The organism is Prevotella sp. 10(H), assembly GCF_000711235.1.
Classification (GTDB): domain Bacteria; phylum Bacteroidota; class Bacteroidia; order Bacteroidales; family Dysgonomonadaceae; genus Dysgonomonas.
This window is the reverse complement of sequence record NZ_JOMI01000003.1, coordinates 373,476-391,500: the sequence shown is the minus strand read 5'-3', so window position 1 is coordinate 391,500 and position 18,025 is coordinate 373,476. Positions and strand designations below refer to the sequence as shown.

The window sequence follows — 18,025 nt, the reverse complement described above, 5'->3', positions numbered from 1 at the left end:
TATCAGGAGAATGAAACGAAATAGGATATAATTGAATCTAATCTATTAAATTTGCAGGTGCGGGTACTCAACTCGTACCTTGCATGGTTAAATATCACTTCTCTTTACCGAAGTATACAACCTGCTTTACAACTGCATTGGTAATCCGTATAGATGATATAAGCTGTCCGGTAGACTCGGAGAATACGTCTACATTCCATACATGTGTCGAACGTCCTTTGTGCTGAACAGTTCCTTTGGCCCTTACTGTGTCACCAACCTTTGCACTGGATATATGACTGGCGCTAATCTGCATACCGAAGCACCTTTCGTCATTCGCACATATATTGTTAGAACCGGCGCCGGCTAAGGATTCAGCTAAAGAAATGGTAGCACCTCCGTGTAAAATACCCATTGGCTGGGATACCTGACGGGTGACAGGCATAGTTGCCTCGAGAGACATCGGATCATCAGATTCTATGAAGGTAATGTCCAGTGTTTCCAGAAATGTTTGTTGTATGTTCTCTTGTATATTCTTATTATTGAACCTCATAGATTATTAATTCAGCCCTACGATAAACCCGTTGGCTATGAGAGCTCCGCCTCCTTCAAGTTCGATAGTATAGGTCTGAGTAGGCTCCATTATCCCCTGAATAACGGTAATCTCCACATAGTCGGTACTGGTAATATTGTAGTAGAAAGCATACTCACCTATCTTGCAAGTTTGCACATCGGGAAATTTATTACCCATCTTAGTGAGTTCGGGATCTACAGAAACCCAGCCTTTTTCAGCCCATATGGGTGTATCGATAGTCATTGTAAGCTGCATACCGCTTTCGAGCGAAACGCGTACAAGGCGATTGTACATGATCTTATTTATATTTCCAACTTTCTTCTCTTCGTATACTTTTTCTTTGATGTTGAATGCCAGCACGACGTCTCCTACTTCCAGTTCTTCTATATTCTTTTTCTTATCGTCGAACATTGTGATTTTTGTGCCGGCTGCCAAACTGCTATTTTGCGCATTTATGCCCATACCAAGCACAAAAAAACAAGTGAGTGTAAAAAGGAAAACCCTGATTTTCATATTAATTCTGTTTTTGTATGTAAAGTTTTATGCAAAGATAAAAATATTTTGCAAAATGATATTGGTTGACAATATTATATCAACAAAGATAATGATAATATATTGAAAGTATTACTCTACAGTAACAGATTTTGCAAGGTTGCGCGGCATATCCACGTCCCTGTTTTTGTTTACGGCTATATGATATGCCAATAACTGAAGTGGTATAGACGTAAGTAAAGGGTCGAGACACTCATCGGTTGCAGGTATTTCTACATAATGATCGGCCAAAGCTTTCATCGTTTCATCACCCTCATTAATAATAGCTATTATCCTACCTTTACGGGCTTTTATTTCCTGAATATTACTCACCACTTTTTCATATATAGCGCTATTAGTCGCTATTGCTACCACCGGCATTTCATTATCAATCAGTGCTATCGGTCCGTGCTTCATTTCTGCGGCGGGATAGCCTTCGGCATGTATATATGAGATTTCTTTTAGCTTAAGAGCACCCTCCAAAGCAATCGGATAATTGTAACCGCGCCCCAGATAGATAAAGTTTTGAGCGTAAGTGAAAATCAAAGATAGCTTCTTGATTTCATTACTCAATTTCAGGATTCGCTCAATTTTAGATGGAATATTCTGGAGTTCTCCTATTATGCTATGATAATTATCTTCATCGATAGTATTCTTTTCCTTTGCAATAGCCAAGGCCATCATTGTCAAAACAGTAACCTGAGCGGTAAAAGCCTTCGTCGAAGCTACTCCTATTTCATGCCCGCAATGTGTATATGATCCTGAATCGGTATTTCTCGGAATAGATGATCCTACTACATTACAAACACCATATACAAAAGCACCGGCCTTACGAGCCATTTCAATTGCTGCAAGCGAATCGGCGGTTTCTCCCGATTGGGAAATAGCAATAACTATATCATCGGGGCATATCACTGGATTACGGTATCTGAATTCAGAAGCGTATTCAACTTCGACAGGTATGCGGCAGAATTCTTCAAAAAGATATTCTCCGATCAATCCCGCATGCCATGAAGTGCCACATGCTATAATTATGATACGTTTGGCATTTACAAATTTATCTTTATGATCGATTATACCAGATAAAGTAACATTGGTACCTTCCACATTGATACGCCCACTCATACAATTCTTAAGAGTTTCAGGCTGTTCGAATATTTCTTTCAACATAAAGTGAGGATAGCCTCCCCGTTCCAATTGGCTGAGATTCATCTCCAGTTCTTTCACTTCATGTGTACGTTCTATATTAGATATAGTAAAGATTTTAGGGTCTTCGTCCCTCTTTATAATGGCAATCTCTTCATCATCCAGATAGACAACTTTCTTTGTATATTCTACTATTGGTGATGCATCCGAGCCTAAAAAGAATTCCCCCTCGCCAATACCTATTACCAAAGGACTGCTTTTACGGGCGGCTATTATCTGATCGGGATTCCCTTTTTCTATTACAGCAATTGCATAAGCACCTACAACCTGATTAAGGGCTATCTGAACAGCTGCAAACAAGTCGCACTTATTTAGTTGCTTTATATACTCTATCAATTGCACGAGCACTTCCGTATCCGTACTACTGTGAAAAGAATAACCTTTATTTATCAGTTGAGTTTTCAGTACTGCATAGTTTTCTATTATCCCGTTATGAATCAAGGCTAAAGATTCGCTTTGGGAATAGTGAGGATGCGCATTTGCATTACTCGGTTCGCCATGTGTCGCCCAGCGGGTATGTGCAATACCTATAGTTCCGGTTACGTTCTTATCGCGTGCATAATCTTCCAGATCTTTTACGCGGCCTTTAGCCTTATACACAGATAACTTATTCTCATCGTTTATGATTGCTACACCTGCACTATCATAGCCTCTGTATTCGAGCCTGTGCAATCCTTTTATCAAAATGGGGTAGGCTTCACGAAAGCCAATATATCCTACTATTCCACACATAATTCTTCTTTTTGGAATACAAAGATATACAAAAAGAAGATTTTTTAACTATAAATACAGCTTTCAATAACTTTATTCTTTTATTGATTGACTTTCTTTAACTTTATGTAAGTTATCAATCAATATTTTAATATATATATTTGCTAATGAATTATATTAAATTCAACTTTTTGAAGAGAAACTAAATTGACGATGAAAATTAAAGCTATAATATTGACAATTGTCATATTAATAACTTGCCTGATAAATACTACTGCACAAAACGGCATCACGGCAAAACTTCTTCCCTCACCGGTCGCGGAAACTAATACTGTTGCCCCGCAGTTCCCCGGAGGAGATAACGAATTATATAAATTTCTTGCAAGTAATATAAGATACCCTTACATACTCATCAAAATTCAAATGGAGGGCGATTTAGATGTCAGGTTTACAATTGACAAAGTCGGTAAAGCTAAGAATATTGAAATAACAAGGGGATTTGATCCTATGGCGGATGAAGAAGTCATACGTGTCTTGCAAATGATGCCCGCATGGACACCCGCTACCCAAAATGGCCAACCCGTAGATACGGAACAAAAGCTATCTGTAAACTTCAATATAGATGAAGAACTGCTAAAGCGTGCCGAAGAAATGAGAGCAGAGCAAAAGAACGACGACTTTTTTGTCGGATCATCGAGCAACAAACCGGAAGACAATAAAATAAGCAATCAGCTAGCCTCATCTGATAATATTACACAGCAAACAGATACTTTATTAAATAAAACACCACAATATCCCGGGGGTAAAGAGGCCATGGAAGCCTATTTAAAAGCGAACTTAAAATATCCGAAAAGAGCCATACAAATGGGAATAGAAGGACGCGTATTATACAATGTCCTTATATCAGCTGACGGTGAAATATTGCGGATAGCACTCTTTAAGGGAATATACAGAGATTGTAACGAAGAAGCATTCTATCTTATAAAGAAAATGCCTAAATGGATACCGGGAATGCGTGACGGTAAGCCGACTGCAATGGAGGTGATGATACCCGTGCCATTTGTACTACCCAGATAACTTTTCTTATGAAATGTGAACATTATTAACATTTCATTGTTCATATACTGTAATCAAAACGAAAGCGGTATATGAAAATATTCGAAAAAAATATAGATTTAGGCTTACTTATATTAAGATTGAGTATAGGTATACTCATGTTGCTTCACGGTATTGCAAAACTTATGCATGGTGCAGACGGAATAGGGCAAATGCTCGAATCCAGCGGACTTCCGGTCTTTATCATGTATGGTGTATATATAGGTGAGGTAGTGGCTCCGCTCTTTATTATTGCTGGAGTAGGAACACGTGTTGCCGCCGCCGTCTTTGCATTCAACATGATAATTGCAGTAGCTATTGCTCACAGCAGTGACATATTTACGCTGAGTGAATCCGGAGGCTGGACTATAGAATTGCAGGCTCTGTATTTCTTTAGTGCTGTCGTACTTGTCTTTACCGGAGCCGGACGATATGCACTGAGCAGCAAAAAAATATGGGATTGATATTCAAATTAACGATATACGGCTGTCGCAAAATGTGTCAGCCGTTTTTCATACACATTATATAGAATATCAATAATTATTTATCTAAATTTGACAATCGGATTAGAAAACTATTTGTTCTTTTTTGTGTTAAATACAAACAGAATCACTTAGCAGATTAACAACCCTCAATGTACAGGCTTTTATGACATTCAAAGAACAATACTGGAAATACTCGCTCATAACCATAATCCTTTTTATGGGAGTGATTCTGTTTCACTACTTTTCTCTTTTATTCAGTGGAATACTCGGAGCAACCACCATATATATATTGGTAAGAAAACAGATGTTTCATCTTACCGAGAAAAAAAAATTCGGCAAAAATCTTTCAGCTTCCATTATACTTATCGAGGTAGTGATGTGCTTCCTCATACCACTGGCTTTTGCAGTATGGCTGCTGATTGAAGAAATACAGGGGATAAATCTGAACATACCTTCTACTATTGCAGAGATTCAGAAATTTGCCGAAATGGTGAAGGAACGCACAGGTTATAATATGCTTAATACAGATAACCTTGTCAGCGCAGCCGCATATCTGCCTAAAATCGGACAGATACTCATAGGCAGTGTCAGCAGTTTTGCTGTCAATTCCGTCGTATTACTATTTGTCCTTTATTTTATGCTGATAGGCGGGAAAGGAATGGAAGCCTATCTCTATGAATTACTGCCATTTAATAATGCAAATAAAAAGGATGTATTGCTCGAGATAAAAGTCATGGTCAAATCGAATGCGCTGGGAATTCCACTACTGGCTACCATACAGGGTGGTTTTGCTACTGCAGGCTATATTTTATTCGGTGTCCCCGACCCTATTCTCTTCGGATTCCTGACATGTTTCGCTACCATTATTCCTTTGATAGGTACCATGTTTATATGGTTGCCATTAACAATATATTTGGCTGTTACGGGCGACTGGGTAAATGCTCTTGGACTTGCCGCTTATTCTTTGATTGTTATATCTAATGTAGATAATTTGCTGCGATTTATACTTCAGAAGAAAATAGCAAATACTCACCCGATGATAACCGTTTTCGGGGTAGTAATCGGGTTACCGGTATTTGGTTTCTGGGGAGTTATTTTCGGGCCTTTATTCCTCTCGATGTTTATATTGCTCATTGATATTTTCAAAAGGGGATATCTGGAGAATGATAAAACCGCAGCACCTAAAAATCCATTAAACAAGCACACTTAGACTAAACCATATTATATTATGAAAAAAACACTCTTTGTACTTCTAATAAGTACACTTTTATGCACAAACGGCTTTTCACAACAAGCCATATGGGGCGGATCGGAAATCGTTTCACCCGAAATACACCCCAACAATAGTGTTACATTCAGGCTGCATGCCCCAAATGCCAAAGAAGTAAAACTGACGGGTGAATGGACACAGGGAAGCATCTTTATGAATAAAGATGATAAAGGAGTATGGTCTCATACAACTGCTCCGCTTTCATCGAACCTATATGGATATTCTTTCTGGGTAGATAGCCTAAGAACAATCGACCCGAGCAATGTCTATATCAACAGAGATGTAGCTACCGTTTTCAATATATTTATTATTGGCGGCGGAAACGGTGATTATTACAAGGTAAATAAGGTTCCGCACGGCTCGGTTACTCGCCGCTGGTATTACTCACCGGGAAACGAAATGGAACGCCGCATCACTATATATACTCCTCCGGGCTATGAGTCGGGCAAGGAGAAATATCCTGTATTGTATTTACTTCATGGCATGGGAGGTGATGAGGAAGCATGGATGGCCCTTGGTCGTACGTCGCAAATACTGGATAACCTGATTGCTCAGGGAAAAGCAAAACCCATGATTGTAGTGATGACTAATGGAAATGTAGCACAAGAGGCTGCACCCGGAGAGTCGAGCCTTGGCTTTTACAAGCCCGGAGGCAGGCTTCCTCATACATCGGACGGTAAGATGGAAGAAACTTTTATAGATGTAATAAGCTTTGTGGAAAATAATTACAGAGTGATAAAAGATAAATCGGGCAGAGCTGTTGCAGGATTATCTATGGGTGGCTTCCATGCTATGGGCATATCACGCTATTATCCCAATACATTCGATTATGTAGGGCTTTTTTCCCATGCAACAAGACCAAGGGAAGAAGGATCTCCTGTTTACCAAAATATAGATGAAGCATTAGCTGCTCAAAAGAAGAACGGATATAAGCTATACTGGATTGCCATTGGCAAAACAGATTTTTTGTATAAGGCTGTAGAAGATTACCGTGCTAAACTTGATAGTATGGACTTTAAATACACTTATGTTGAAAGTGAAGGAGGCCATACATGGAGCAACTGGCGCGACTACATGATACAATTTGTACCTCTGTTATTCAAGTAAAAAGGTAAAAAAGAAAAGGGACTGAAATTTCAGTCCCTTTTCTTTTACTATATATTCTTATATTAAGCTTTAGCCTTCGCCTTTGCTTCAATATCAGATAATTCTCCGGCCAGTTTTCCTGCAACATCAGCAGTAACTTCATTTATCTTTTTAGTACCTTTCCTTACTTCCTGACGGGCACGCACACCGGCACGTAAGGCTTTACTCTTACCTACAATAAGCGTATGGTCGAGTTCTGCTTTTGCTTTGCTTGTCGCATTACTTACCTTGCTACGCAATTCTTCGCGGGTTTCTTCATCAGATAACTTGATTGCTGCATATACACCTAGTGCACCGACAGCCAGTCCCAATATAAATCCTTTCATAATGTATTTTAATTAGATGAATTAGTAAATTTCTTGTTTAACAAATATAGGATATTTATTAAAATAACAATCAAACAAATGCTATTGTTTATCAATAAAAAGCTAAAATGTTAAAAAAACGACCAAATACTCATGCTCTTACCTAAGAATTCAACATCATAAATATGATAAAACCGCTAAGCAGAATAATAAATACCGCTACGACGCCTGATACCACACGCGCAGTTTTCCGGCCAAACATATTAATTATACCGTCTATTTTTCTTAAGTTATAGGTATTGCGGTTTACATCCCCGAAAACAATTTTCCAGTCGAAAATACAAGCTAATAAGAAAAAGATTCCTATAGCCATTAAAAACAGCGGAAACATTATAGGGTTTTGACTACAATAGTTTTGTATTTTGTTACCAAGGTCATCCATGATATGCAGTTGTTTATTATTCTTTTTTTCTACGGAATATACCTCCGAAGAATGGAAAGACAAATATAATTGGAATAAACTTAACCGGTAAATCGAAAAAGAAATATGCAATTGCAAATACAATCATTAATACGATAGTGATCAATAGCATCCATTGCATCCATCCCCATTTCGAATTTTCTTTTTTATCGTCCATCTTATATTACAGAATATCAATCTATGCAAAACTAAGGAAGTTTTTGTTAAAAAATAGCTTTTCGGACAGTTAAATAATTATTCTTTACCCAAAACGCATTGAATCAATTCAATATTTTACTACATTTACCAATAAAACTCATTTTTACACTAGACTTTACGACTTATTAAATATATAAAGTGAATATGGAATTTAAAGACAGATTAAAATATTTATTGGAAAAGGACGGAGTCACTGCTTACCGCATCTGGAAAGATACTGCTATAACAAAAGGGACGATTGCCAATTACATTGAGGGAAAAACAAATCCTAATAAGTCGAATATAGCTATTTTAGCCAATTACTTCAAAGTAAATGAAGAGTGGCTTGCCAGCGGTACCGGAAAAATGAACCGTCCCGAGAAAATGCGCGGTGAGGAACCTTACCTAACCACTAAATCGGGATTGCATTACTACGAAATGTCGAATGGCAAATTTCGTATGCGCGTACCTTTTATTCCAGTAAAAGCTTATGCCAAATATCTAGACGAGTCGCGCGATGTAGAATACGTAGGGGATGAATTCGAAGAATTTGACTTTATTGTCGATAAGATAGGACACGGACGTTATTTTGCTTTTGAAATAAAAGGCGATAGTATGGATAACGATTCGAAGCGAAGCCTGACAGACGGGGATATCGTTCTTGCCCGCGAACTGGCAAAGGAACATTGGCGCAACAAACTGCACACCGAAGATTACCCGAACTGGATTATTGTGCTTAACAATACGATTCTCTGCAAACAGATTATCGCACAGGATATGGATAATGGTACGATTACTTGCCATTCGTTGAATCCATCACCGGAATATGCAGATTTCGAACTGAAGCTGGACGATGTCTGTCAATTATGTAATATTGTACAAAGGGTATCGAGTAATTTTTAATTATATCCCCTTTTGTAAATAAAGGTTGTAGGCATATGCTTTCAATTCAGGAAAGAATAGCGCATAACTCTCTTTTATCTCATCGTAATGTTTTTCAAAATCAGAATAGATGAGCATATGAGAGTCCTCGGGAAGATAAGCCGCGCGCTGCTGTAATCGGGTAAAGCTACGCTCTATCATCCAGTGGTAGCGATAATTATAAAACCAGTCTTCACTTCTCATATACATAAACATATTGCAAAATTTAGCAGGAAGAATATCTGCATACTTGCTAATTTGCTCATAGCATTTCTCTGCAAAATCTTTCCAGCCTTCTTTTGGCTCATTATTCACATCCAAAGCCAAAAAGTGATCATAAGCCACATCAAGAAAAGCACCTGCATATTTATGGGCAGACGCGCGAAAAAATTCCATTGCCTGCAATGTAACAGGATGACTATCGGTGAAAGTATCTATATGCCTGTGAATAGTTATCCCGTGACGGATACCGTCACAGTATTGCTCTATCTGCCTGCCTTTTACCATATCGGCAATCATATTTCCTATAAGAATATCGGCATCACCGAATGATAAATAAGCATGTGCCAGAAAATTCATATGTTGTTTCTAGTTGATAAGGGGCAAAGATAAGCCTTTTTTATTGGCAATACTCAAAAAGAAACCCCTCTAAAAGAGAGGCAGAATCAAATTCATATTATAATTTATACTTTTTCTTCAATTTATTTACAGCTGACTCGAGAGATTCTGTTGGCTCGATAATATTGAAATCTTCCCAGAAATTTGCATCAGAGAAATCACTTACCTTATCAGATAAAGAATGATTTTGCTTAAATGCCAGCTTATTCGGAATATTTTCCACGCCCTCACTTTTTCTGTCCGTTACTACCATTTCCGAAACGATTTCATATCCTGTAGAAAAGAAAAAGAAACGTTTCTTCCAGTCACATTTAAAGCGGATATTATTACGTATATAGTTCAGATAACTACGTCCGTCGCGTTGCTTATATGTTACGAGGAAAGAAACTTCTTCCGGTTTGAAGTGTAGCTTAGCCGGCTTTTTCACCAGTATAGCCTGAGTTGCTTTATGGCGGTTATCCATATCGAGACTAAACTCTACTCTTGAGAAAGTAAGGCTTTCCTTGTCAATATAAAATTTACCGCTATACAATGCATAAGGAAGAATTATTATCGGCCTGAAACTGATGACGTAATGAGTGCGTTCTTCTATCATAACAGGCGCCTGCATTTCATATCTGTAATAGCCTACAGTTTCCATATCCAGCAATACATCTTCGCTATTCTTTACTACATCCAGATATATCGACAGATTTGGCCCTCCTAATAACTTTACGGCAAGTGTATCGCTGGCTTTCGGGCTGATAAGCTTCCGTCCTTTGAATACCTGCACTTTATCCCATTTCACATCTTCTTTGTACGGAGTTTTATAAACATCGATTACGGCCTCCGATATATTAATGTAATTACGGCCTTTCTTTACCGTTTCCCTGTAGAATCCCGTCAACCGATTGGGTTCAGCACTATAATTACTTTCTATTTTCTCTATTGCCGCTTCTACTAAAGCACGTGGGTTATTCGGATGAACAACTACTTCGGCCAGTTCATTCTCATTTGCCGTAAGCCATATAGTTATATCTTCCATACTTTTCTCCGTAATCGGCAAAATATAATTTACATATCCTATATGTGAGATTTCTATTGATTTGGGTGCTGCATCTTCTTTTATTTTGATAACAAATTCCCCGTCTTCGTTCGTCACAGTACCTATATTAGTACCGGGTACGGATATACTGACAGACTCCAGTTTCTTCTTTGAGCGCTTGTCTTTTACCACACCACTTATTGTAGTATAATCCATATCGACCTGTGCACATAACGAAACTGCAAATAAAAAAGAGAGAACAAAGGATATTATCCGTGTAGTAGATTTAATATATGCTTTCATATTAGTTTCTCTTTGATTAAATACTTTAGTCTATACAATCAAATCTAATTAAGACCCCGAGCCGGTCTTACCTTAGAAACCGAGATTCACTGGTAGCATCATTTATGTGTAAAAGGTAGTAAAAATAATTGGAATACCGAAAGATAAGAAGTAAAACTTGATGATTTATGTAATCTGTATATAGCTGTTAAAAAATTAAGGAAACACTAACTTTATAAATAAAATTTGTTACATTATTTATATATAGACGTAGTCTATCGCTCATAACTTTTATAGATGAAGCTTAAATTAATGCTTTTTCTTATATTTTTTATCTATATTTGCGAAAGGGTTTTGTGTATTCTTCACAAATATGTTATGTATATACGAAATAAATAAAGTTAATGCTCAGGCACTGACACTCTCTATTGTAATTAAAGGACAAAGCTATATAAAACAATCTTAGAGCAAAATCTAAATGGAATTATTATATCCAAGGGAACACCTGACTTGCTATAACTACGAAAAAGGAGACCGGCCTTCAATCGAGAAGATGTACTTGACTAAAGGTCAGAAATGGGAAATATTCACTATTGACAACAAAGCTATCTTTCTCATTAAAGGTTCTCTCAGTTTCTCATTTAGCGATTTCTCAGACAGGATAATATCCGAGAACAAAATAATGCTGGTTCCGTCCGGCTGCCAGATCACAAGTCAGGCAGAAGAAGACTGCACCATAATTATAGTCCGTTTGCATAATACCAAACAACTTTGCGACTGTTTCTCCCTCGATGTTTTATTGCGTGAGAAGAAAGACGACTTCATACCTGATTTGTATTATCTCGATATAAATGAAAGAGTAGAGTCTTATCTGTCTTTTCTGGATACATGCATGAGCGACGGGCTGAAATGTACCTATTATTTCGAACTAAAAGCAAAGGAATTTTATTTTCTACTGAGAGCTTATTACCCTAAAGGAGAATTGCTCGGATTTTTCTATCCGTTGCTGAGCAAAGATATTTCATTCTCCGATCTGGTAATAAAAAATCACTACAAAGCAAAGACCGTACAAGAACTTGCCGACCTTACCCATTACAGCCTATCCGGCTTCCAGAAACGATTCAAGAAAGTATTTGGAGTATCGGCATACCACTGGATGAAAGACGAACGTTCGAAATCTATATATCACCAGATAAATAGTACAGAAAAATCGTTCAAGGAGATAAGTGACGAGTTCGGTTTTTCTTCACCTTCCCATTTCAATGACTTCTGCAAGGTGCATTTCGGAATTACTCCGGGCCGCATCAGACGCAAAAAAGCCGTTGCAAAATCCCAAGCTGAATAAAGGCACGAATTCTGAAAAAGCAGGCATATATCTGTAATAACAAACGCTTATAATTGCTGTACATTTGTAGTATAAATATATGAGGAATATATTTATTTAAATGAAAACCTGACTAGGTTGTAGTTTAACTCTATTATTGTGTAGTTTTGTAAAGTTTGTGTTAAGGTTGGAAAGTCTGCGAAGGGAATTTGCGGACTTTTTGCATTTTCAGTCATAATTATATCAAAACAGATATTACTACCCGAATTGACTATTTTTAATAAATCGCAGCAAAAGTAATAAAAACTGTGAAATATCTCACCTTTCAAGAAACAAACTTCCCATAGCCCAACAAAAAAGTTCACACAATATTTATATTTTATCTATACTACAGATATACTAAAAGATTAAAAATAGCAATATAAAAGTTTTCAACAGGTCTTGGATTACTTATTATTCTGTCAGATTATTATTATCTTTGTTAAGATAAATTACAAGGTAAATATATCTTAACAAAATTGCTCTTAGAAGCATATCGGGTACATTTGTTTCTTTAAATTTGATTATTGTATGAAATATATATCCGTATTTTGCGGTTCTTCATCAGGAAATGAAAACATTTTTGCCGAGCAAGCTACACTTCTAGGTAAAACTATAGCACGCAGAGGGCATGGAATTATTTACGGAGGTGCACACGTAGGTCTTATGGGTGCCGTAGCTAACGGCGCACTTGAGGAAAACGGCGAAGTGATTGGCATAATACCGGAATTCTTGAAACAAAAAGAACTCGAACATAAAACGATAACCCGGATGCATATTGTAGAGACTATGCATGAGCGCAAAGCAATGATGAATGAACTCAGCGATGCTATAATTGCTCTGCCCGGAGGCTACGGAACAATGGAGGAACTATTCGAAATGCTAACATGGGCACAATTAGCACTACACAAAAAACCTATCGGATTATTAAATACCGCCGGGTATTACGATCCGTTAGTTTCTATGTCGGAGATGATGATCTCAAAGGGCTTCTTAAAAGAAGAATACAGAAGTCTCCTTATTGTAGATAATGACATAGAAGCATTATTGAATGCAATGGAAAGTTTTGTACCATTAGAAAATGACAAATGGTTCGAAACTACAGTAACATGATTTTTTTAATTGGAAGATAACAGACAACACAGCAAACTAAAACTAGACAAGTATGAAGACAACTATTTTTATTACGTGTTTATTACTCGGTTCGGCAACTATGGGATTTGCACAGAATCAGGAAAGAAAAGTAAGCAAGCAAACTATCGAAAGGAATAAGAAGATCGACACGAAAAACGGTTATAATTATTTCCTGATAGATATGATAAAAGATGTAGACATTGTATATACTGAGTATGAAGCAATGGTGCAACGAGTATGGGACAAGGAAATTAATCTTGATTTACATAATTCGGCAAAAGAATCTTTAGAGAAAATAGATGACATCCGCACTTCTACTTTAAAAATGCCGGTTTACAAAGGCGGACTAGAATATCGGGCTGCGGTTCTCGACTATATAGATGCTGTAAGAAAAAAGACAAGCCGGCTGGAGAAATACGGAATACTAGGTGCTGATGCCAATTCCGATATTACGGAATACAATAAGGCAGGCAAAGCATTCAATGAATCGGATAATGAAGCTATAGAAAAGCGGAACATAGTTAGAAGAAAAAAAGCCGACTATGAGAAAACTTTTTACATAAAATAATTAAATTGAGAGAAGTAAATGGCATTAAACATAGGAGATAAAATACCGGGAATTCTGGGCACAGATCAGGACGGAAAAGAAATAAAGGCAAGTGATTATTCAGGACAAAAGCTAGTGCTTTACTTCTACCCTAAGGACAGCACTCCCGGCTGCACAGCTGAGGCTTGTAGTCTCAGGGATAATTTTTCCGAATTTAGAAAGGCCGGATATAATATACTAGGGGTAAGTATAGACGATCAGAAATCCCATAAGAAATTTATCGAAAAGCAGCAATTACCGTTTCCACTAATATCAGATACTAATAAAAAGCTTGTTGAAGAATTCGGCGTATGGGGCGAAAAGACATTTATGGGACGTAAATTTATGGGTACTTTCCGTACCACTTTTCTCATCGATGAATCCGGTATTATTGAAAAGATTATCGGCCCTAAAGAGATTAAGACAAAAGAACATGGCGAACAGATATTAAAAACAATTGTAAAGTAAATAATTAAAGAAGAAAAAATAATGGCAGAAGAAAAAGAAAAGAAAGGTGCGCCCAATACAGAGAAGCTGAAAGCCCTACAGGCAGCAATGGATAAAATAGAGAAAAGCTACGGTAAAGGCTCTATCATGAAAATGGGGGATGACAAGGTAGAAGAAATAGCAGTTATACCTACCGGCTCCATTGCCCTGAATGCTGCATTAGGTGTAGGCGGTTATCCTCGCGGAAGAGTGATTGAGATATACGGCCCGGAATCGTCAGGTAAAACCACGCTGGCTATACACGCTATAGCCGAAGCTCAGAAAGCAGGCGGTATAGCGGCAATTATAGATGCAGAGCATGCATTCGATCGTTTCTATGCAGAAAAGTTGGGTGTAGATGTGGAAAACCTATACATATCACAACCGGATAGCGGAGAGCAGGCATTAGAGATTGCCGAGCAATTGATCCGGTCGTCGGCTGTCGATATTGTTGTGATTGACTCTGTTGCTGCACTGACCCCTAAAGCCGAACTCGAAGGTGAAATGGGTGATTCGAAAATGGGATTGCAGGCACGTCTGATGTCGCAGGCATTGCGTAAGCTTACAGCAGCTATAAATAAGACAAGCACTACCTGTATTTTTATCAATCAGTTGCGTGATAAGATCGGAGTAATGTTCGGTTCACCCGAAACGACTACAGGTGGTAATGCTTTGAAATACTACTCTTCAGTACGTCTCGATATCCGCCGTATCGGCCAGCTGAAAGACGGTGATGAAGTTAAAGGTAGTCAGACCCGCGTAAAAGTAGCGAAGAATAAGGTTGCGCCTCCTTTCCGTAAAGCGGAATTCGACATCATGTACGGAGAAGGAATTTCACGCTCCGGAGAAATTATCGACCTCGGTGCTGATCTCGGTATTATCAAGAAAAGCGGTTCGTGGTATAGCTATAATGATACGAAACTCGGACAAGGCCGTGAAGCAGCCAAAGATACTGTAAAGGATAATCCTGAACTGGCGGAAGAACTTGAAAATTTGATATTTGCAGCACTGCAGGATAAAAAATAAAGATTTAAATCTTCTTTGAGGATAAAGGCTCCGAGTAAACCCGGAGCCTTTTCTGCATATTATCGAGTACTATTTATCCGTTTTCTCTCCTTCCATAACCTTTTGAATATCCTCTGCTGTAAAGTTCCCCATAATGCGTATAATGGTACATTCCTCTGGATCGTTTATAAACATCACAAGGTCTTTGAAGTTATTATTCTCCTTATGGGCATAAAACGTAATCTTATCCTTTTTGTCCTTTATAGCCATAAGAGTTTCATAAGCCTTGCTCTTAGTCAATCCTTCGATTTCCGTTTTCATAGTTGTTATAGCATCTTTGTTCTCGCTGCTGTATATTTCAATCTGCTCGAGTTTGCCCGCCAAAGATTTCAGATTTGCCCCCCCTGTTTCCATATTAGGCATCATTTTCAACATGGCTTTTGAAACGTAAACTATGGATACATTATCATTATCCGACAATTTGTCGAACATACCTTTCTGCGCATGCAGCCCTGTAAAGCCACATATAAGCATTATTATCGTTATCACTATTTTTGTTTTCATGATTCTTTATCATTTGTGCGATTAAGCGTTTTATTCAATATTTCATTTGTCTTATCCAGATTCGATGATACTACACCGAGCTGTTCCATTCCTTTATTAAAATTGGACGAAAGTAGAATAAGAGCGTCCTGAGCCTCTTTCAGGGTTTGCATATCCGCCTCACTTAAATTTTGCCCCTGAGCTATCGGTGGATTACTTATTTCCGGTTTGTTATTCAGATAGAATGTCACAGAAACCAATATGGCAATTGTTGCCGCTGCGCTACCTATCCAAAGTACCAGACGTTTTCTGGCTGGTTGAGGCTTCGTTTCAACTTTCGGGCCTTCTTCCTTAGCAAGATTATCTATGAGATTTTCCAGCTTTGACTCCAGTCCTACAGGAACCTCTATATCTTCTGCCTGATACATACGGAGAAAAACTTCCTTCTCTTCCAGTAATTCTCCGGATATTTCCTTGCTGCTGAAATAATCCAGCAATCTCTGCTCTTCTTCAACGGTTGTTTCCCCATTGTAAAAAGCGTCTAATAATCTGTATATTTCTTCCGTTTTCATCACTGTCGTATTTTTATATATTGTTCCCGTATTGTCTTTCTGGCTCTCGATAATATTACCCGTATATTTCCCGGACTTATACCTGTGGCCTGTTCTATTTCTTCATCCGAATAACCATCCCAGTGTTTCATCATCATCACCTGCCGTTGCTGGTCGGGTAAGCGTGCTATAAGATTCTTTACCTGCACCGCCTCATCTGCCAGTTCTATCCGTGTTGCTAACGACTCGGTTTCCGGTATGTCGGCATCATAGTTGGTATGGTAATCGTTCTTCGTCTTGCGTAAATAATCGAGACAGTTATTACGAAGAATAATAATTGCAAAGGCTTCCGTGTTGTCTATTTTATCCATTTCATCGCGCTTGTTCCACAATTTGATGAATGTTTCCTGAACTACATCTTCGGCATTTGCCGTATCCTGTAAAATACGATAAGCTATTCGATACAATTTCTGATGATACGGGAGAAATACTTTCTTAAAAGATTCCGTATCCATAATATCAGTTGTTATTCTTTGTCTGCTCTTTTACAATAGCTTCCAAGTCTGATGCATCAAAGTTGCCGCTCAACTTTACCATTACTATATTCGTACTCTCAATTACAAAAACGTATACACCTGATAATCCGCCTTCTTTTCTGGAGATGATCTGTACATTATCACCTTCATCCTTCACTTTCACCAAGGTCGAATATATATCGTCATCCTTTATCGCATTCACTCCGTTTTTCATTTGCTCTGAAAATTCCGGTGTTGCATTAGCCAAGATGACAGCACGTACAGAATCGATCTTATTTAAAAATGCCGGCATCTTAGATTTGAGCTCGCCTGAAGAATCGTTCTCCATAGCCTGAGCCATCGACTGGTCGAGCATGGCTTTATCGAGAACCTGATTCTGAACATTTTCTTTTTTTGCTACCTCTGCCATCAGGGCATCAGGAGTTTGTGCCATTGCTGAGTGACTTACTGCAAATACAACGATCAGGGATAATACGAGCTTTTTCATAATTGATTGTGTTTTATTTATTTATACTATTTGTTATATTTTTCGACCAGCTCGGCAATATCCTTTTCCTTTATTTTACCGGAAAAGCGAATCAATGCGGGGTCATCTTTATCCATGCACAATATGATCATTTCTTTTATCACATCCTTATCCTTTTTTACCATGATGCGAACTCCATCACCTTTTTCCTTAGCATAGATAAGTGTTTCATATCCTGCTCCGTCTTTCACGTTATTGAATTGAGATGCCAAATTATTCTTCAGATTGCCATCGCATTCCGAAAGATCATATACCTCCATCGAATGTATTCCGCGGGCAACAGGCTTATTTCCCACTCCGCCGAAGGCTTTTCCCAGAGACATCATAAAACGGCCGATCTTAACCTTTTCGATATTTTCGGTTTGTGATACCGTTTTCAGCAATTTGTCTACGTTCTGTGCCTGAGTTATCTGGCTCAAAGCTAAGAATAATACCAGACATAATAAGTATTTTTTCATAATAGTTCCTGTAATAATAGTTAGTAAATCAA

At 38.0% G+C, this 18,025-nt stretch carries 23 protein-coding genes; 10 read left to right on the top strand and 13 right to left on the bottom strand.

Annotated elements, in window-relative coordinates:
* Window positions 1–94: 94 nt before the first annotated feature.
* The 3 genes from K348_RS0107205 to glmS form a co-directional block, all read right to left on the bottom strand.
* A complete protein-coding gene (locus tag K348_RS0107205; RefSeq protein ID WP_029904290.1) occupies window positions 95–532 on the bottom strand; it encodes a PaaI family thioesterase in 438 nt (145 codons plus the stop codon).
* A gap of 6 nt (window positions 533–538) precedes the next feature.
* On the bottom strand, window positions 539–1,066 hold the full coding sequence (locus K348_RS0107200) for a Hint domain-containing protein (protein ID WP_029904289.1): 528 nt from the start codon (window positions 1,064–1,066) through the stop codon (window positions 539–541).
* Window positions 1,067–1,177: 111 nt separating this feature from the next.
* A complete protein-coding gene (gene glmS / locus K348_RS0107195; protein ID WP_029904288.1) occupies window positions 1,178–3,022 on the bottom strand; it encodes a glutamine--fructose-6-phosphate transaminase (isomerizing) in 1,845 nt (614 codons plus the stop codon).
* 192 nt (window positions 3,023–3,214) lie between these two features.
* Here glmS and K348_RS0107190 point away from each other — a divergent pair, with 192 nt between their 5' ends.
* The 4 genes from K348_RS0107190 to K348_RS0107175 all read left to right on the top strand — a co-directional run bounded on the left by K348_RS0107190 (window position 3,215) and on the right by K348_RS0107175 (window position 6,958).
* On the top strand, window positions 3,215–4,078 hold the full coding sequence (locus K348_RS0107190; protein ID WP_051697685.1) for an energy transducer TonB: 864 nt from the start codon (window positions 3,215–3,217) through the stop codon (window positions 4,076–4,078).
* Between the two features lie 71 nt (window positions 4,079–4,149).
* Complete coding sequence (locus K348_RS0107185; protein WP_029904286.1) at window positions 4,150–4,560, top strand: DoxX family protein; 411 nt, start codon at window positions 4,150–4,152, stop codon at window positions 4,558–4,560.
* A 184-nt stretch (window positions 4,561–4,744) separates the two neighbouring features.
* Window positions 4,745–5,791: an AI-2E family transporter gene (locus tag K348_RS0107180; RefSeq protein WP_029904285.1), complete on the top strand. Its 1,047-nt coding sequence runs from the start codon at window positions 4,745–4,747 to the stop codon at window positions 5,789–5,791.
* An 18-nt stretch (window positions 5,792–5,809) separates the two neighbouring features.
* Window positions 5,810–6,958 (top strand): esterase, encoded by a 1,149-nt coding sequence (locus tag K348_RS0107175; protein WP_029904284.1) that lies wholly within the window; start codon window positions 5,810–5,812, stop codon window positions 6,956–6,958.
* Between the two features lie 62 nt (window positions 6,959–7,020).
* Here the strand turns inward: K348_RS0107175 and K348_RS0107170 are convergent, their stop codons facing one another.
* The 3 genes from K348_RS0107170 to K348_RS0107160 form a co-directional block, all read right to left on the bottom strand.
* Window positions 7,021–7,323 (bottom strand): hypothetical protein, encoded by a 303-nt coding sequence (locus K348_RS0107170; RefSeq protein ID WP_029904283.1) that lies wholly within the window; start codon window positions 7,321–7,323, stop codon window positions 7,021–7,023.
* A 142-nt stretch (window positions 7,324–7,465) separates the two neighbouring features.
* Window positions 7,466–7,744: an immunity 17 family protein gene (locus K348_RS0107165; RefSeq protein WP_156032811.1), complete on the bottom strand. Its 279-nt coding sequence runs from the start codon at window positions 7,742–7,744 to the stop codon at window positions 7,466–7,468.
* 16 nt (window positions 7,745–7,760) lie between these two features.
* The gene (locus K348_RS0107160) at window positions 7,761–7,940 is read right to left on the bottom strand and encodes a hypothetical protein (protein ID WP_029904281.1); all 180 of its coding nucleotides are present in this window, start codon (window positions 7,938–7,940) and stop codon (window positions 7,761–7,763) included.
* A gap of 185 nt (window positions 7,941–8,125) precedes the next feature.
* On the opposite strand from K348_RS0107160, the gene K348_RS0107155 reads away from it, so the two are divergent.
* On the top strand, window positions 8,126–8,863 hold the full coding sequence (locus K348_RS0107155) for an XRE family transcriptional regulator (RefSeq protein WP_029904280.1): 738 nt from the start codon (window positions 8,126–8,128) through the stop codon (window positions 8,861–8,863).
* Here K348_RS0107155 and K348_RS0107150 read toward each other — a convergent pair whose 3' ends face one another.
* Both K348_RS0107150 and K348_RS0107145 read right to left on the bottom strand, forming a co-directional pair.
* On the bottom strand, window positions 8,864–9,460 hold the full coding sequence (locus tag K348_RS0107150) for an ACP phosphodiesterase (protein WP_029904279.1): 597 nt from the start codon (window positions 9,458–9,460) through the stop codon (window positions 8,864–8,866). It abuts the gene before it with no gap.
* A gap of 97 nt (window positions 9,461–9,557) precedes the next feature.
* On the bottom strand, window positions 9,558–10,826 hold the full coding sequence (locus tag K348_RS0107145) for a carboxypeptidase-like regulatory domain-containing protein (RefSeq protein WP_029904278.1): 1,269 nt from the start codon (window positions 10,824–10,826) through the stop codon (window positions 9,558–9,560).
* A 457-nt stretch (window positions 10,827–11,283) separates the two neighbouring features.
* Here K348_RS0107145 and K348_RS0107140 point away from each other — a divergent pair, with 457 nt between their 5' ends.
* The 5 genes from K348_RS0107140 to recA all read left to right on the top strand — a co-directional run bounded on the left by K348_RS0107140 (window position 11,284) and on the right by recA (window position 15,400).
* On the top strand, window positions 11,284–12,150 hold the full coding sequence (locus K348_RS0107140) for an AraC family transcriptional regulator (RefSeq protein WP_029904277.1): 867 nt from the start codon (window positions 11,284–11,286) through the stop codon (window positions 12,148–12,150).
* A 549-nt stretch (window positions 12,151–12,699) separates the two neighbouring features.
* Window positions 12,700–13,281, top strand: coding sequence for a TIGR00730 family Rossman fold protein (locus K348_RS0107135; protein WP_029904276.1), 582 nt, complete (start codon window positions 12,700–12,702; stop codon window positions 13,279–13,281).
* 52 nt (window positions 13,282–13,333) lie between these two features.
* Window positions 13,334–13,870 (top strand): hypothetical protein, encoded by a 537-nt coding sequence (locus K348_RS0107130; protein ID WP_029904275.1) that lies wholly within the window; start codon window positions 13,334–13,336, stop codon window positions 13,868–13,870.
* 18 nt (window positions 13,871–13,888) lie between these two features.
* Window positions 13,889–14,356, top strand: coding sequence for a thioredoxin-dependent thiol peroxidase (gene bcp, locus K348_RS0107125; RefSeq protein WP_029904274.1), 468 nt, complete (start codon window positions 13,889–13,891; stop codon window positions 14,354–14,356).
* Window positions 14,357–14,377: 21 nt separating this feature from the next.
* A complete protein-coding gene (gene recA / locus K348_RS0107120; protein ID WP_029904273.1) occupies window positions 14,378–15,400 on the top strand; it encodes a recombinase RecA in 1,023 nt (340 codons plus the stop codon).
* A gap of 69 nt (window positions 15,401–15,469) precedes the next feature.
* Here recA and K348_RS0107115 read toward each other — a convergent pair whose 3' ends face one another.
* From K348_RS0107115 to K348_RS0107095, 5 genes are read right to left on the bottom strand one after another with little or no spacing between them, the layout of a single operon-like run.
* Window positions 15,470–15,943 carry a DUF4252 domain-containing protein gene (locus K348_RS0107115; RefSeq protein ID WP_029904272.1) on the bottom strand — a complete coding sequence of 158 codons (474 nt, stop codon included), beginning with the start codon at window positions 15,941–15,943 and terminating at the stop codon, window positions 15,470–15,472.
* Window positions 15,940–16,494: a hypothetical protein gene (locus tag K348_RS0107110; RefSeq protein WP_029904271.1), complete on the bottom strand. Its 555-nt coding sequence runs from the start codon at window positions 16,492–16,494 to the stop codon at window positions 15,940–15,942. Before K348_RS0107110 ends, K348_RS0107115 begins: the two co-directional genes overlap by 4 nt.
* Complete coding sequence (locus K348_RS0107105) at window positions 16,494–16,988, bottom strand: RNA polymerase sigma factor (RefSeq protein ID WP_029904270.1); 495 nt, start codon at window positions 16,986–16,988, stop codon at window positions 16,494–16,496. Before K348_RS0107105 ends, K348_RS0107110 begins: the two co-directional genes overlap by 1 nt.
* A 4-nt stretch (window positions 16,989–16,992) precedes the next feature.
* Complete coding sequence (locus tag K348_RS0107100) at window positions 16,993–17,496, bottom strand: DUF4252 domain-containing protein (protein ID WP_029904269.1); 504 nt, start codon at window positions 17,494–17,496, stop codon at window positions 16,993–16,995.
* 26 nt (window positions 17,497–17,522) lie between these two features.
* The gene (locus tag K348_RS0107095) at window positions 17,523–17,993 is read right to left on the bottom strand and encodes a DUF4252 domain-containing protein (RefSeq protein WP_029904268.1); all 471 of its coding nucleotides are present in this window, start codon (window positions 17,991–17,993) and stop codon (window positions 17,523–17,525) included.
* Between the last annotated feature and the right edge of the window lie 32 nt (window positions 17,994–18,025).